Origin of the sequence: Streptomyces sp. NBC_00316 (genome assembly GCF_036158715.1) — a bacterium.
Lineage (GTDB): Bacteria > Actinomycetota > Actinomycetes > Streptomycetales > Streptomycetaceae > Streptomyces.
Map to the genome: position 1 here is coordinate 4,375,306 of NZ_CP108023.1, position 13,837 is coordinate 4,389,142.

General features: G+C 70.9%; 14 protein-coding genes. 9 read left to right on the plus strand and 5 right to left on the minus strand.

All coding sequences use genetic code 11. From position 1 onward, the window contains the following. Window positions 1–19 precede the first annotated feature (19 nt). Window positions 20–1,558 carry an alpha/beta hydrolase gene (locus tag OG878_RS19450; RefSeq protein WP_328887967.1) on the minus strand — a complete coding sequence of 513 codons (1,539 nt, stop codon included), beginning with the start codon at window positions 1,556–1,558 and terminating at the stop codon, window positions 20–22. A 90-nt stretch (window positions 1,559–1,648) separates the two neighbouring features. Then, window positions 1,649–2,383 (minus strand): polyprenol monophosphomannose synthase, encoded by a 735-nt coding sequence (locus tag OG878_RS19455; protein WP_328887968.1) that lies wholly within the window; start codon window positions 2,381–2,383, stop codon window positions 1,649–1,651. A gap of 700 nt (window positions 2,384–3,083) precedes the next feature. Here OG878_RS19455 and crcB (OG878_RS19460) point away from each other — a divergent pair. From crcB (OG878_RS19460) to crcB (OG878_RS19470), 3 genes are read left to right on the plus strand one after another with little or no spacing between them, the layout of a single operon-like run. After that, a complete protein-coding gene (gene crcB / locus OG878_RS19460; RefSeq protein WP_443049131.1) occupies window positions 3,084–3,605 on the plus strand; it encodes a fluoride efflux transporter CrcB in 522 nt (173 codons plus the stop codon). Further along, window positions 3,602–3,976 (plus strand): DUF190 domain-containing protein, encoded by a 375-nt coding sequence (locus tag OG878_RS19465; RefSeq protein WP_328887969.1) that lies wholly within the window; start codon window positions 3,602–3,604, stop codon window positions 3,974–3,976. The genes crcB (OG878_RS19460) and OG878_RS19465 overlap by 4 nt, the downstream gene beginning before the upstream one ends. Then, window positions 3,973–4,347 (plus strand): fluoride efflux transporter CrcB, encoded by a 375-nt coding sequence (gene crcB / locus OG878_RS19470; protein ID WP_328887970.1) that lies wholly within the window; start codon window positions 3,973–3,975, stop codon window positions 4,345–4,347. Before OG878_RS19465 ends, crcB (OG878_RS19470) begins: the two co-directional genes overlap by 4 nt. Window positions 4,348–4,398: 51 nt before the next feature. On the opposite strand, the gene OG878_RS19475 is transcribed toward crcB (OG878_RS19470), so the two are convergent. The 3 genes from OG878_RS19475 to OG878_RS19485 form a co-directional block, all read right to left on the minus strand. Further along, window positions 4,399–5,922 carry a DEAD/DEAH box helicase gene (locus OG878_RS19475; RefSeq protein ID WP_328887971.1) on the minus strand — a complete coding sequence of 508 codons (1,524 nt, stop codon included), beginning with the start codon at window positions 5,920–5,922 and terminating at the stop codon, window positions 4,399–4,401. Window positions 5,923–6,201: 279 nt separating this feature from the next. Then, entirely contained in the window at window positions 6,202–6,405 is a 204-nt protein-coding gene (locus OG878_RS19480; RefSeq protein ID WP_277327371.1) for a cold-shock protein, read from the minus strand. Between the two features lie 303 nt (window positions 6,406–6,708). Further along, complete coding sequence (locus OG878_RS19485) at window positions 6,709–7,062, minus strand: MerR family transcriptional regulator (protein WP_328887972.1); 354 nt, start codon at window positions 7,060–7,062, stop codon at window positions 6,709–6,711. 530 nt (window positions 7,063–7,592) lie between these two features. Between OG878_RS19485 and OG878_RS19490 the strand changes: the two genes are divergently transcribed. From OG878_RS19490 to OG878_RS19515, 6 genes are all read left to right on the plus strand, one after another. Then, complete coding sequence (locus tag OG878_RS19490; protein WP_328887973.1) at window positions 7,593–8,075, plus strand: hypothetical protein; 483 nt, start codon at window positions 7,593–7,595, stop codon at window positions 8,073–8,075. 6 nt (window positions 8,076–8,081) lie between these two features. Then, window positions 8,082–8,660, plus strand: a complete 579-nt coding sequence (locus OG878_RS19495) for a toxin (protein ID WP_328887974.1) — start codon at window positions 8,082–8,084, stop codon at window positions 8,658–8,660. Window positions 8,661–8,700: 40 nt separating this feature from the next. Further along, window positions 8,701–9,975 (plus strand): MAB_1171c family putative transporter, encoded by a 1,275-nt coding sequence (locus tag OG878_RS19500; RefSeq protein WP_328887975.1) that lies wholly within the window; start codon window positions 8,701–8,703, stop codon window positions 9,973–9,975. Next, the gene (locus OG878_RS19505; protein ID WP_328887976.1) at window positions 9,972–10,583 is read left to right on the plus strand and encodes a hypothetical protein; all 612 of its coding nucleotides are present in this window, start codon (window positions 9,972–9,974) and stop codon (window positions 10,581–10,583) included. Before OG878_RS19500 ends, OG878_RS19505 begins: the two co-directional genes overlap by 4 nt. A 201-nt stretch (window positions 10,584–10,784) precedes the next feature. After that, on the plus strand, window positions 10,785–12,626 hold the full coding sequence (locus tag OG878_RS19510; protein WP_328887977.1) for an alkyl/aryl-sulfatase: 1,842 nt from the start codon (window positions 10,785–10,787) through the stop codon (window positions 12,624–12,626). Window positions 12,627–12,745: 119 nt separating this feature from the next. Next, entirely contained in the window at window positions 12,746–13,810 is a 1,065-nt protein-coding gene (locus OG878_RS19515; RefSeq protein WP_328887978.1) for an NAD-dependent epimerase/dehydratase family protein, read from the plus strand. Window positions 13,811–13,837 lie beyond the last annotated feature (27 nt).

Consider the following 13,837-nt stretch of genomic DNA (forward strand, 5'->3'; position numbering starts at 1 on the left):
TGCCCGGCCCGCGCCCCGGTCAGTCCGCGCAGAACGTGTCCCGGTCCGGGCGTACCCCCGTGGTCAGGAACGTGGTGACCTTGCCGGTGCCGCACGCGTTGCCGTTGCCCAGGTAGACGCCGTGCCCGCCGTGGTCGACCGTGACGAGCCGCGCACGGCCGGCCAGTGCCTCGCGCATCCTCAGCGCCCCGAAGTACGGGGTCGCCGGGTCCCGGAGGTTCTGGATCATCAGGATGTCGGACGGGCCCTCGGCGGTGATCCTCGTCGGCTTCTCGGTGGGCCCGTTCTTCCAGAAGGCGCAGGGTGTGATGTTCGCCGGCATCCCGGCCGTCAGCGGGTGATCCGCCCGGTCGGCGGCCACGGCCCTCCGGTACGAGGCCACGGACGCCGGCCACCGCACGTCGTTGCAGATGACGGCGACCATGACCGCGGCGTCCTGGTCCGGCAGCGGGTACGCGAGCTCCGGCGGGAGGACCGGTGTCACGGCCGGGTCCTGGGCCGCCACGACGAGCTCGGCCAGCTGCCCGAACGAGGAGTCGCTGTACAGGGCGCTCTGCAGCGCCTGCCGCAGCCGGTTGCCGGTCAGCGCGACGCCCGCCGTGGTCGTCTCCTTCGGCTGACGGTCCAGCTCCGCCGCCAGCGAGAGGATCAACGGCCGCACGTCCTGCGGCCGCCGGGCCAGGCGCAGCCTCTCGGCCTCCCGCGCCGGATCCGAGGCCCAGGCCGCGAAGTCCGGGAAGCGGTCGTCCGCCGCCTGCGCCATGTTGGCCAGCCAGCCGCGCTCGAGCCGGGACGGATCGGGGTCACCGGTGCTGTCCAGTACCCAACGGTCCGTGTGCCGCGGATACTTCTGCGCGTACACGGCGCCCACGTACGTACCGTACGAGACGCCCCACGCCGACAGCTTCTCCTCGCCCAGCGCCTGCCGGAAGCGGTCGATGTCGCGCACCTCGTTCGCCGTGCTGAAGCTGCGCAGCACGGCTCCGCCGTTGCGGGCGCAGGCCTCGGCCGTGCGCCGGGACCGGGCGACGTTCTCCGTGATGTCGCCGTCCGGCGCGGGCCAGGAACGCAAGGTCGTCATGTACCGGTCTTCCTCGTCGAGACCGCAGTTCGCCCTCGTACTGCCGCCGACGCCGCGCGGATCGAGGCCGACCAGGTCGTACGCCCCCGCCAGCTCCTTCTGCAGCGCCGCCCCCTTCTGCGTCAGCCGCTGCACCCCGGCGCTGCCCGGCCCGCCCGGGATGACGATCAGCGTGCCGCGTCGCGCACCGGGCCGGTCACTGCGCACACGGGAGACGGCGACGGTGAGCTGCGGGCCGTCCGGGTCGGTGTAGTCGAGCGGTACGGGCAGGTCGGCGCACTCCTGCCCGGCGGGGCCGCCGGGCAGGGCGCACGACCGCCACATGAGGGTGGGGACAGCGGTGGCGGACTCCGCCGGTGCGGCGAGGGCGGCGGGGACCGCGACGGCGGCCAGTGACGTGGCGACGACGGTCACGGACAGGGCGACGACGGTCACGGACAGGGCGAGCAGCAGGGTCCGATTGAGGTAAGTGGTCATGGAACAAGGGTTGTTGAGCGACGGCCCCCATCCCATCCGGCAGGCACCACGGCCTCCGGTGGGGCTGCCCCCCGCACGCCTGACCGGACGTCAGCCGTTCTTGCCGAACAGCAGCTTCCACGGCGCGATCGCCGATTCGATCTGCACGCGCAGCCCCAGCTTCGATTCGCCGTTCACCCTCTCCTCGAATCTGATCGGCACTTCGACGATCTTCAGTCCGCGCCTGACCGTCCGGTGGTTCATCTCCACCTGGAAGGAATACCCGTTGCTGCGGACGGTCGGCAGATCGATCGCTTTCAGGGTGTCCGCCCGCCATGCCTTGAAACCGGCCGTGGCGTCCTTCACGCGCAGCCGCAGAATCGCGTTGACGTAGAAATTCGCCCAGGCGGAGAGCGCCTTTCGGTGCCACGGCCACTCGGTGGCGAGCGAACCGCCTTTCACATAGCGGGAACCGATCACGACGGCGGCGTCGTCGGCGAAAAGTCTCTCGACCATGAGCGGGACCACCGAAGCCGGGTGAGAGAGGTCGGCGTCCATCTGAATGACCACGTCGGCTGCTTCTTCCAGCGCGCGCGTCATACCGGCGACGTACGCGCGGCCCAGCCCGTTCTTCTCGCTCCGGTGCAGAACGCCGACCGTGCCCGGTGCCCCGGCTGCGAGCCCGTCCGCGATCTCCCCCGTGCCGTCGGGCGAATTGTCGTCGACGACGAGAACATGCAGGTTCGGTACGTGCAGGTCCATGAGCAGATCGACGAGGACGGGCAGGTTCGTCCGCTCGTTGTAGGTGGGGACGACCACCACGATCTTCGGGGGAGTCTTCTCCACGACCGTTCCCTTGCGCTCTCAGGCGTTTGCTGGTGATTCACGCGCTTGATCCGCGCGAGCCTAACACCCGGGAACAACGCCTCACCGGGCTCTCCGTACAGCGATCCGCGCAAGGCCTCGGCACGAAGAACATCCCGCGCCCGCCCATACGCGACGCGGCACCTATTGCAGGGGGAAACAATGAAAGGACCCGGTCCCGATTCCGCGCGTGCCACGCGGGAGCACGACCGGCTCTTCCCGGAGTTCCGGGCTTTTCGGGTACGCCACCCGGCGGAGATCCGGGCCCGTTGCACCCGTTCGCCGCCGAATCGGAGCGCGCCGTCGACCCTCCGCAGAATCCGGCTGACGCGAGCACGACACCCCGTCCCGAAGAACGTTCCGGACCCCGCCCGGAACAGGATTGTGCGCGCTCGCCGCCCTCTCCACCCATCTGTTCACCGGCGCCCTCGACGATTCGTCGCGCGGACGCTGGACCGCGTACGCACTCAGCATCGTCGTCGCCGGTCGTCCTCGCGCCCGCGCCGGGCGCGGCGCACATACGGGCGTTAGTCTGATGCGAGCAGGGACCGTGCGGGTGACGGTTGCTGCGCGGCGGTGGGGCCCGCCGTACCCGAACCGCGGCAGCAGTGCCGCCAACGGTCCCTACTTGCGGTCGGACGTGCCCGCGCACGGGCACCCAGCAGGTAGGAGACGTATGTCCATGGGAGCGCAGCAGCCCCGGGTGTTCCCCGCACCGACGGGATCCCCGGACTCCTCCGTGCCGGAGGACCCCGACGACGCCGAGGCCGCCATGTCCGTACCCGCGCGACCGGGCACCCGGTCCGGCCGGCAGTGGCCCGTCGTCGCCGTCGTCGCCCTCGGCGGTGCGATCGGAGCGTGCGGCCGTTACGGGGCTTCGCTGATCTGGACGACTCCGCCGGGTGGCTTCCCCTGGACGACGCTGCTGGTGAATGTCATCGGCTGTGCGGTGATCGGCGTGTTCATGGCGGTCATCAGCGATGTCCGGTCGGTGCACCGGCTGGTGCGGCCCTTCTTCGGTACGGGGGTGCTGGGCGGGTTCACCACGTTCTCCACCTACGCGGTGGACATCGAGCGGCTCGTGGACGCCGGCCGGGCCCGTGCAGGTGTCGCGTATCTCGGGCTGACCCTGCTGGCGGCGCTGGCAGCGGTGTGGAGTGCGGTGTGGCTGACGCGCCGCGTACGGGCGTGGAGGCGGGCATGACGGAGGAGACCAGCGGGACCGAGGGGGCCGGGGCGACCGAACGGGCCCTGCGGCTGACGGTCCTCGTCGGGGAGTCCGACAGCTGGCACCACCGGCCCCTCTACACGGAGATCGTGCACCGGGCGCACCGGGCGGGGCTGGCGGGCGCCAGCGTGTTCCGGGGTATCGAGGGCTTCGGCGCCTCGTCGGTGATCCACACCCAGCGGCTGCTGTCGCTGAGCGAGGACCTGCCGGTGGCCGTCGTGATCGTGGACACCGAGGAGCGCATCCGCGCGTTCCTTCCGCTCGTCGACGAGCTGATCGGGGAAGGGGTGGCCATGCTGGACGCCTGCGAGGTCATCCGCCGCCACGGTCGGGAGGAGGACCGGTGAACTGGCTGCTGGTGATCGTCGGTGCGGCCATCGGCGCACCGCTGCGCTACGTGACCGACCGGGCGGTCCAGTCCCGGCACGACACGGTCTTCCCGTGGGGGACGTTCGCGGTGAACACGGCCGGCTCCCTGGTGCTCGGTCTGCTGACCGGCGCGGTGGCGGCCGGCGCCACGTCGTCGCAGGTGCAACTGCTCGTGGGAACAGGGCTGTGCGGGGCGCTGACGACCTACTCGACGTTCAGCTACGAGACGCTGCGACTGGCCGAGGACGGGGCGATGTTGTACGCGGCGGCCAATGTCGTGGGGAGCGTGGTGGCGGCGCTGGCCGCGGTGTTCGTGGGGGTCTCGCTCGCCGAGACACTCTGGGCGTAGGACCGTTCGGGACGCCCCGCCGCACGGGCGGGACGTCCCGGGACCGATGAGCTAGGACCGGCGCTGCGAGCCGCCGTTGCCCGCGCCGGACGACGTGCGGCGGCCCTGTGACGGGCGGCTGCGGCGGGCGCGGGACGACGGCGAGCCGCCGCTCTTCGCCCGCTCCGTCACCGGCGCCGAGATCGTGACCGGCACCCCCGACGGGGCCTGCGCGCCGGTGATCCGACTCAACTCGGCCTCGCCGGAGCGGACCTGGGCGATCTTCGGGGTGATCCCCGCATCGGCCATCAGACGGGTCATCTCACGGCGCTGGTTGGGCAGCACCAGCGTGACGACGCTGCCGGACTCACCGGCCCGGGCGGTGCGGCCGCCACGGTGCAGGTAGTCCTTGTGGTCGCTCGGCGGATCCACATTGACGACGAGGTCGAGATTGTCGACGTGGATGCCGCGGGCCGCGACGTTCGTGGCGACCAGCACCGTGACGTGTCCGGTCTTGAACCGGGTCAGGGTGCGGGTGCGCTGCGGCTGCGACTTGCCGCCGTGCAGCGCGGCAGCCCGTACCCCGCTGTTGAGGAGGTGGTCGGTGAGCTTGTCCACCGCGTGCTTGGTGTCCAGGAACATGATCACCCGGCCGTCGCGCGCCGCGATCTCCGTCGTGGTGGCGTACTTGTCGGCGCCGTGGACGTACAGCACGTGGTGCTCCATCGTCGTCACCGCACCGGCCGCCGGGTCGACGGAGTGGACCACCGGGTCGTGCAGATAGCGGCGGACCAGCAGGTCGACGTTGCGGTCCAGGGTGGCCGAGAACAGCATCCGCTGGCCCTCCGGCGCCACCTGGTCGAGCAGCTCGGTGACCTGCGGCATGAAGCCCATGTCGGCCATCTGGTCGGCCTCGTCGAGAACGGTGATGGTGACACGGTCGAGGCGGACGTCGCCGCGCTCGATGAGGTCCTTGAGCCGGCCGGGTGTCGCGACGACGACTTCGGCGCCGCCGCGCAGCGCGCTTGCCTGCCGTCCGATCGACATGCCGCCGACGACGGTCGCGAGCCGCAGCTTCAGCGACTTGGCGTACGGGGTGAGGGCGTCGGTGACCTGCTGGGCCAGCTCCCGGGTGGGGACGAGGACCAGGGCCAGCGGGCGGCGGGCGTCGGCGCGCCGGCCTGCCGTACGGGCCAGCAGTGCAAGGCCGAAGGCGAGGGTCTTGCCCGAGCCGGTGCGGCCGCGGCCGAGCACGTCGCGCCCGGCGAGCGAGTTGGGCAGGGTGGCCGCCTGGATCGGGAACGGCGTGGTCACGCCCTCGGCGGCGAGCGCCGCCAGCAGGGGTGCGGGCAGATCCAGATCGGCGAACGCCTCGGCGGCGGGCAGCGCGGGGGTGATCGTCGTCGGCAGGGCGAACTCGCCCTGCTTGGCGGCGGGCCGGCGTCCGTAGCCACCGGAGCGCGGACCGGAACCGGAGGCGGAGCGGCCCGGAGCGCCGTAGCGGCTCTGGCCTCCCTGACCGCCGCCGGGCTGCGAGCGGAAGCCGCCGCTGCGGGTACGGGAGTATCGATCGTTCGTGCGAGCTGTGCGGTTCATGCAGAACCCTTCCTCGATATGGCGCGTATCGAGGAATTCACTGCACCGGCGGAGCGGCGCAGGAATCGCAGGAACGGGCCGATGAAATGCGTTGACGAAGCCCGGCTGCGAAGAAACGAGCCGTGTCCGACACGGATGAACCGCGTCCGTCACAGGGACTGGGGGCGGCGCACGGTGGCGGGCCCGGAAAAAGCAACGAGCTGGGGCCCGCACCCAAGGTGCGGGCCCCAGCTGTGCGCAAGTGCGTCTCAGCGCGTCAGCGCCGGAGCGTTTGCAGGATCACGCGGGGGTGATGTTCTCCGCCTGCGGGCCCTTCTGGCCCTGCGTGACGTCGAAGGTCACCTTCTGGCCCTCCTGCAGCTCACGGAAGCCGCTCGCGGCGATGTTCGAGTAGTGGGCGAAGACGTCAGCGCCGCCACCATCCTGCTCGATGAAGCCGAAGCCCTTTTCCGCGTTGAACCACTTGACGGTGCCAGTAGCCATGTTTGTCTCCTTCTGGGGCAGTGCCCGGGGATCCGCACCGTGCGGATCCCGCGTCGCCGCGATGATTACCCCGTCCGGAACAATAATGCCGGAAATACAAAAGCGCGCCCATCGGCACATTACGCCGACGAGAGCACTTGGAGTTTTGGGAACCACAACTGCAACTGCATCCACACTAGCACGATGGAAGCGTCCGGAAGCGGCAAGTAATTACACTCCGTCCGGTGTGCCATAAACCTTCATCGGGCATTGCATAAAATTCTGCGCTTGCGGCAGCAGATATTCTGCCCCGCGGACCCGTCCTCAGGACCCCGCGCCCGCTCCACCGGCCGAACCCGTCCGGGACCGACGCAGCTCCGCGTTGAGGCTCAGGGCCTCCTCGAGCTGGTCCTCCAGGATGACGATGCGACAGGCCGCCTCGATCGGCGTACCGCCGTCGACGAGTTCACGCGCGCGGGCCGCTATGCGCAACTGGTAGCGGGAGTAGCGGCGATGGCCGCCCTCGGACCGCAGGGGTGTGATCAGGCGGGCCTCGCCGATCGCCCGGAGGAAGCCGGGCGTCGCGCCGATCATCTCCGCCGCCCGGCCCATGGTGTAGGCGGGGTAGTCGTCGTCATCGAGCCGGTCAGCGGCGTGCGGAGGGGTCTCTGGGGGCATTTGCACCTCTTCCGGGCCCGCCGCGAGAGACATCGGAAGCGTCTCTGATTTCGTTGACCGAAAAAGAAACTCTCTGAGTGCGAGCCATCATCTCTATCATAGCCGCGACAGATTTCCCGGGCCTGTCGGGTGAAATTAGCTGTCCGGGCGCCCGACGGCCGCCCGGGTGCACGACGCCTCGTCGCACACCTCTTCGCACACTCTTTCCCGTCGCGAGACGCGTACCCCGACGCACACCTCGCGGGACACACTGACCGGACGGTCAGTTGATGACGGCCTGGCCGGCGGTCATAATGTACGAGTAGCCCTTCACGCATCCCCCGTCGTGAAGGGCTACGACCCGTTGCGGGCCCACCCGTGCCGGACATACGACGACACCACGGGCAAGGGACTCCCCTCGTGGTCCCTTGCCCATGTTTTTTCGAGTTAACAGTGACGTAGAGTATTTGCGCAAGCCCGCTCCTGGCACTGGAGCGGGATGTTCCGCTCGGACGGACGCGCGTACGGCGGACGTGGACGTGGGGACCCCGATGGACAACGGCGAAGAACACGCGCCTGAGCTGCGGACGTTGCAGCAGAAGGTGGAGTACATGGTGGAGGAGACCTTCCCCGGCCGGAAGATCTCCGGGCGGGTCTTCGCGGACCTGGTCAAGGAGCGGGGTGGGTCGCTGTCGCACAGCTACTTCTCCAACATCCTCGCCGGGAAGGTCACCCAGCCGTCCGAGGAGATCCTCAAGGCTCTCGGGCTCGGCTTCGGCGTCGACTGGCGCTTCTTCAAGGAGGAGTCGGAGGTCGTCGACGACGTCGTCGCCGGCCTGCGGTTCCTGGCGAAGCGGCGGACCGGGGAGATCAGTGGGCTGGCCGGCCGTGGCCTGGACGACGACGGCCTGCCGCCGGAGCTGCTGCAGTTCGCACTCTCGCTCCTGGAGGACGCGAAGGACCGGCGGAGCGACGCCGCCGGCGGCCCGGGCAACGGGTCCGGCGACGCCGCCGACGGCCGGTCGGAGCAGTAGGCCCTCATGTCCCTGCGTGCGCTGCGAAGAGAGTGCGAGGCCGGACTGGCCGACCTCCCCCTCCCCGCCCCGTTCTCCGTCACCGGTCTGGTGGCGAACATGGAGGCGGCGCGCGGCCGCACCATCGTGCTGCACGAAATGCCCGACCGGCTGGCGCGCGTCAATGCCGCCTGCGGACTGCGCCTGGCCTCGGGACGGACCAGCCTCGTGCTCTACCGGCGGCGCCCCACCGCGTACCAGACGCAGCACGTCATCCTGCACGAGCTGTGCCACGAGTGGTTCGACCACGGCACCTCGCTCGACGCGGAGCAACTCCAGCGGCTGCTCCCGGTCTTCGACACGTCCCTGATCTCCCGGGTCCTCGACTCCGGTGTCGCCGACGCGCTGCGGGCGGGCGACGGCACCGTGCAGGCGCGCGCCCACTACGACACGCACGACGAGCGGATCGCCGAGTTCGGCGCCTCGCTCATCCCGCGTATGGCCAGGGACGTGACCAGCGACGACATGGTGGGCCGCCTGGCCGACTCGCTCTCCCGCCCCGTCGCGCACCGCCGCCGCGGCGGCGGCCTGTTCCGCCGGACCTGACTGCTCGACAACCCCCTCCCCCACTCCAGAGGACTTTGCCGTGACCCCGCTCGATCTCGCCGGCTACCTGATAGCCGGCCTCATGACGGCCGTCGCCGTGTGGCGCATGCCGGCCGCCCTGTGGGGCGACGAGGAGGACAAACGCCGCCGGGCCCTGTGGGGCTGCTACGCCGGATTCGCCGCCGCCCTGTGGACGAAGACCCGTGCCGTACGGACCGGGCTCAACAACAGTGCCGTCACCGACCTCTCGGTCCTGATCAAGCACTACACCGCGACCGTCGCGATCCTGGCGATCCTCAGCTACATCGTCGCGATCTACGGCCGGTACCCCGAGGCCGGGGACGTCCCGCGGCACGTCCGGTTCGCGCGGATGATCCAGCAGGTGGCGGCGAAGGCGTCCGTCGCCACACTGATCCTGCTGACGGTGCTCTTCTTCACCGTCGTCGACCGCTCCGTACCGTCGGACCGCTTCGTCTCCGACCATGCCGGGCAGTGGGGCGCCACGCTGTACATGAGCGTGTTCTACCTCTACCTGGGCGCCGCGTCCGCGGTCTGCGCGTACCAGTGGGGGCTGGCCACCGCCGGTGCGCGGCTCCGCCATCTGCGGGTGGGGCTGGGCATGATGACATTCGCGATGGTCATCGGCGTCGGCTACACCGTCAGCCGCACGCTGTTCCTGTGGGTCAGCGTCATCGACCGGCCGAGCCCGGCCTTCGCCCTGGAGTTCGACGAGGTCACCGAGGCCGCACAGCTGGTGCTGTTCGCGTTCTTCGCGGTGGGCGCGTCCATCCCCGCCTTCAGCACAGGCGGGCGCCGGGTGAAGCTGTGGCGGGCCCAGAGCCGGCTGCACGCCCTCTGGTACGAGCTGATGACCGCGTTTCCCGAGCAGCCGTTCGAGCCGCCGCGGTCCCTGCGCCGCGAACTGACCAGGTTCGACACGCCCGCGGACATCCGGATCGACCGGTGGGCCGCCGACATCGCGGACGCGGTCGAGAAGCTGCGCCACTACGTGCCGGACACCCTGCTGCCGGCCGCCGGGGCGGCAGCCGTCGGCGACACCGCGGACCCCGCGAAGGCCGGACCGCTCGCCGACGCGTACTGGATCAAGGCGGCCCTCACCGCGAGGAACAGCGGCGCCGCCGCCGGCCCTGCCGCAGCGGTCGGCACACAGCACGCCACCGACCAGGACGACGAAGTGGCGTGGCTGGTGGAGGTGGCGGCCGCGTACCGGACGGTCTCCGAGGACCGGACCCGGCAGATCCTGGCCTCCGTGACAGCCATGGACACGACGGAGAAGACGGAGAAGAAGGCGTGACGACGACGAACACCACCGCGGCCCCTGCCCCCGCCGACGGCCGGACGTCGGCCGCCCGCACGGTCACGGACGTCCTCCAGCCCCGCAACGTCCTGCTCGCCGGCATGCTCGCCATCGGCCTGGCCGCCGCCGGCCACTGGACCGGTCTGCTGTGGGGCCTTCTCGGCGCCCTCTGCGCGGGAATCGTCCCGGCCGGGTACATCGAGTGGGAGCGGGGGCGCGGCACCTGGGGCGACCGGCATGTCGTCGACCGTACGAAGCGTGCGCCGATCTTCTTCGTCATCCTCGGCTCGATCGGGGCAGGCTCGGTCGTCATGGTCCTCGGGCACGCGCCGGCCGGGATCCTGGTGGCGATGCTGGCCCTGTGGGCCATGACGGTCGTCCTGCTGGCCGTCAACACCGTCTGGAAGATCTCGGTGGACGCGTCGGTCGCCTCGGCGGTCGTCGCACTGCTCGCCGCGGTCCACTCCCCGTGGTGGCTGCTGGCGTACCCGATGACGGCCGCCGTGTGCTGGTCGCGGGTGGCGCTCGGCTACCACAGCGTCGCCCAGGTGGTGGCGGGCGCTTCGCTGGGAGCGGCGACGGCGACGGCGTTCCTGGTCGCCTGACGCCCGGAGCGGCCGTCACCGGTCCCCTGCGGGCTCCCCCGGTTGCGCAACGCCGCGTATGCCCAAATAGTCATGTTGCGACAGACTTTGTGGCCGGGCGGCTGCGCCACGACGTCCTCGGTGCGCCGACCGCAGCACCGCCCGGGTGAGGGCGGCGGTACGGGAACCAGGTCGGCGCACCACCGGCCCCAGGAGATCAGCATGCCCACCACCACAGCATCCGCTGGATCCACCGCACCCGACTTCGCGGACCGTACGGACTTCGAGAACGCCGACCGGGGATTCGTGGCCGGACCATCCGTCACGGCCATCACCGGCGACGACGGACGCGTGGTGTGGGACTTCGCCGACACCGCCTTCCTGGAAGGGGACTGCCCGGACACCGTCAACCCGAGCCTGTGGCGGCAGGCCCAGCTCTGCGCCCGCGCCGGTCTGTACCGGGTGACCGACGGGATCTACCAGATCCGCGGCTTCGACCTGTCGAACATGACCCTCATCGAGGGCGACACCGGAGTGATCGTCGTCGATCCGCTCGTCTCCGCCGAGACCGCGGCGGCCGGCCTCGCGCTCTACCTCGAGCAGCGCGGTGACCGGCCCGTCACCGGCGTGCTCCTCACCCATTCGCACATCGACCACTTCGGCGGCATCCACGGCGTCGTCGGCCGGGACGACGACGTACCGGTCCTCGCCCCGCAGGGCTTCATGCAGCACTCGGTCACCGAGAACGTGTACGCCGGGACGGCCATGCTGCGGCGCGGCGCCTACTACTCGGGCATGAACCTCGGCCGCGGCCCCACCGGCCTGGTCGGGACGGGCCTCGGCTTCACCGCCTCCACCGGAACCACCGGCATCCTCCCGCCCACCATCGAGATCACCGGAACCGGGCAGGTCGAGACGGTCGACGGCGTGGTGTTCCACTTCCAGCTGACGCCCGGCACCGAGGCACCCGCGGAGATGAACTTCCATCTGCCCGAGCACCGCGCCCTGTGCATGGCCGAGAACGCCACCCACAACCTGCACAACATCCTGACGCTGCGCGGCGCCGTGGTCCGCGACGCACGGATCTGGTCCCGCCATCTGAACGAGGCAGTGGAGCTCTTCGGCACCGAGAGCGACGTCCTGTTCGCCTCCCACCACTGGCCCACCTGGGGGACGAAGCAGCTGACCACGTTCCTGTCGGAGCAGTGCGACCTGTACGCCTACCTGCACGACCAGACCCTGCGCCTGGCCAACCGGGGCCACACCGGCCTCGAGATCGCCGAACTGATCGAACTGCCGCCCGGTCTCGCCCGCTCCTGGCACGCCCGCGGCTACTACGGTTCCGTCAGCCACAACGTGAAGGCGATCTACCAGCGTTATCTGGGCTGGTACGACGGCCACCCGTCCTCGCTCTGGGAGCACCCGCCGACCGAGTCCGCGCGCCGCTACGTCGACTGCATGGGCGGCGTCGACGCGGTGGTCGCCCGGGCCGGGCAGTACGTCTCCGAGGGCGATCTGCGGTTCGCGGCGCAGCTGCTCAAGCACGCGGTCTTCGCGGACCCCGGCCACACCGCGGCCAAGGAGCTGCTCGCGCAGACCTTCGAACGGCTCGCCCACGGCGCCGAGAACGCGACCTGGCGCAACTGCTATCTCATGGGCGCCCTCGAACTGCGCCAGGGCATCACCAGGACGCCATTGTCCGCCGGAGGCATGACCGCGGCGCTGAGCGTGGAGCAGATCTTCGACTCGCTCGCCATCCGCATCGACGGCCCCCAGGCGTGGGACCACCGGGCCACTCTGGACTGGCACTTCACCGATCTGGGCGAGTGGTACCGGACCACTCTGCGCAACGGTGTCCTCGTACCGGCGAGGACGGACCCGACCGACACCGCCATCGACGCCCCCGCCGACGTGACGTTCACCCTGACCCGGGCGCAACTGCTGCAGCTGCTGGCCGGCAAGGGGCTCGACACGATCGAGCACACCGGGGACATCGGCGCGCTGCGGACCCTGGTGTCGGTGCTGGACACCACGGACCCGGACTTCGCCGTCGTGACGCCCTGACCGCCGGCCCGGTGTGCGGGTCGTTGCGGTCCGGGTCCCTGCCCGACGGGTTCTTACGCTCCGGTGACGTGCCCGCACGGCGGCGGAGCGGAGTGCGCACGGCGATCTAACGTGGCGTCATGCGCGTACTGCTCACCGGCGGGGCCGGGTTCATCGGGGGACACATCGCCGAAGCGCTCGCCCGGCGCGGGCACGAGGTGGTGGTCTTCGACGCGCTGCTGGAGTCGGCGCACGGGCCCGGTGCTCGCGCCGGGCGGGAGGGGCTGGTCGTCGCCGATGTACGGGACCGGGGCGCGGTCGCCGATGCGCTGCGGGGGGTCGACGCGGTGTGTCACCAGGCGGCGATGGTCGGTCTGGGCAAGGACTTCGCGGACGCCCCCGAGTACGTCGGCTGCAACGACCTGGGGACGGCTGTCCTGCTGGCGGAGATGGCCGGGGCCGGGGTGGGCGGTCTGGTGCTCGCGGGGTCGATGGTCGTGTACGGCGAGGGCCGGTACGACTGTCCACGGCACGGGCAGGTCAGGCCAGGACCGCGGGCCGTGACCGATCTGGCGGCGGGCCGGTTCGAACCGCGCTGCCCGGACTGCGGGGCGGAGCTGACCCCCGGTCTGGTGGGCGAGAACGCGCCGACCGACCCGCGCAACGTCTACGCGGCGACGAAGCTCGCCCAGGAACATCTCGCCGCCTCCTGGGCGCGGGCGACGGGCGGCCGGGCGACGGCCCTGCGGTACCACAACGTGTACGGGCCGGGGATGCCGCGCGACACCCCGTACGCGGGCGTCGCCTCCTTCTTCCGCTCGTCGCTGGCCCGGGGCGAGGCACCGCAGGTCTTCGAGGACGGCGGCCAGCGGCGCGACTTCGTCCACGTACGCGATGTGGCGGCTGCGAACGCGGTGGCGCTGGAGGCCTTGCTGGAACGGGCGGCAGGGAGCTTCGCCGCGTACAACACCGGGAGCGGGGACCCGCACACGATCGGTGAGATGGCGGCGGCGCTGGCCGCCGCGCACGGCGGCCCGGAGCCGGAGATCACCGGTGGGTACCGGCTCGGGGACGTACGCCATGTGACGGCGGACTCGCGCCGGCTGCGGGAGGAACTGGGCTGGCGGCCGGAGGTCGGGTTCGCGGAGGGGATGAAGGAGTTCGCGGGGGCGGCGGCACTCCGAGCGGTCCCGGCCGGCGGGTGAGACGGCAGGGCGGCCGGGTGCGGCTCT

What these genes read in the sequence shown, in the direction of transcription:
- OG878_RS19450 (WP_328887967.1), bottom strand. Translation starts at nt 1,558, where the DNA reads ATGACCACTTACCTCAATCGGACCCTGCTGCTCGCCCTGTCCGTGACC.
- crcB (WP_443049131.1), top strand. Translation starts at nt 3,084, where the DNA reads ATGGGAGCGCAGCAGCCCCGGGTGTTCCCCGCACCGACGGGATCCCCG.
- OG878_RS19465 (WP_328887969.1), top strand. Translation starts at nt 3,602, where the DNA reads ATGACGGAGGAGACCAGCGGGACCGAGGGGGCCGGGGCGACCGAACGG.
- OG878_RS19475 (WP_328887971.1), bottom strand. Translation starts at nt 5,922, where the DNA reads ATGAACCGCACAGCTCGCACGAACGATCGATACTCCCGTACCCGCAGC.
- OG878_RS19480 (WP_277327371.1), bottom strand. Translation starts at nt 6,405, where the DNA reads ATGGCTACTGGCACCGTCAAGTGGTTCAACGCGGAAAAGGGCTTCGGC.
- OG878_RS19485 (WP_328887972.1), bottom strand. Translation starts at nt 7,062, where the DNA reads ATGCCCCCAGAGACCCCTCCGCACGCCGCTGACCGGCTCGATGACGAC.
- OG878_RS19490 (WP_328887973.1), top strand. Translation starts at nt 7,593, where the DNA reads ATGGACAACGGCGAAGAACACGCGCCTGAGCTGCGGACGTTGCAGCAG.
- OG878_RS19495 (WP_328887974.1), top strand. Translation starts at nt 8,082, where the DNA reads ATGTCCCTGCGTGCGCTGCGAAGAGAGTGCGAGGCCGGACTGGCCGAC.
- OG878_RS19510 (WP_328887977.1), top strand. Translation starts at nt 10,785, where the DNA reads ATGCCCACCACCACAGCATCCGCTGGATCCACCGCACCCGACTTCGCG.
- OG878_RS19515 (WP_328887978.1), top strand. Translation starts at nt 12,746, where the DNA reads ATGCGCGTACTGCTCACCGGCGGGGCCGGGTTCATCGGGGGACACATC.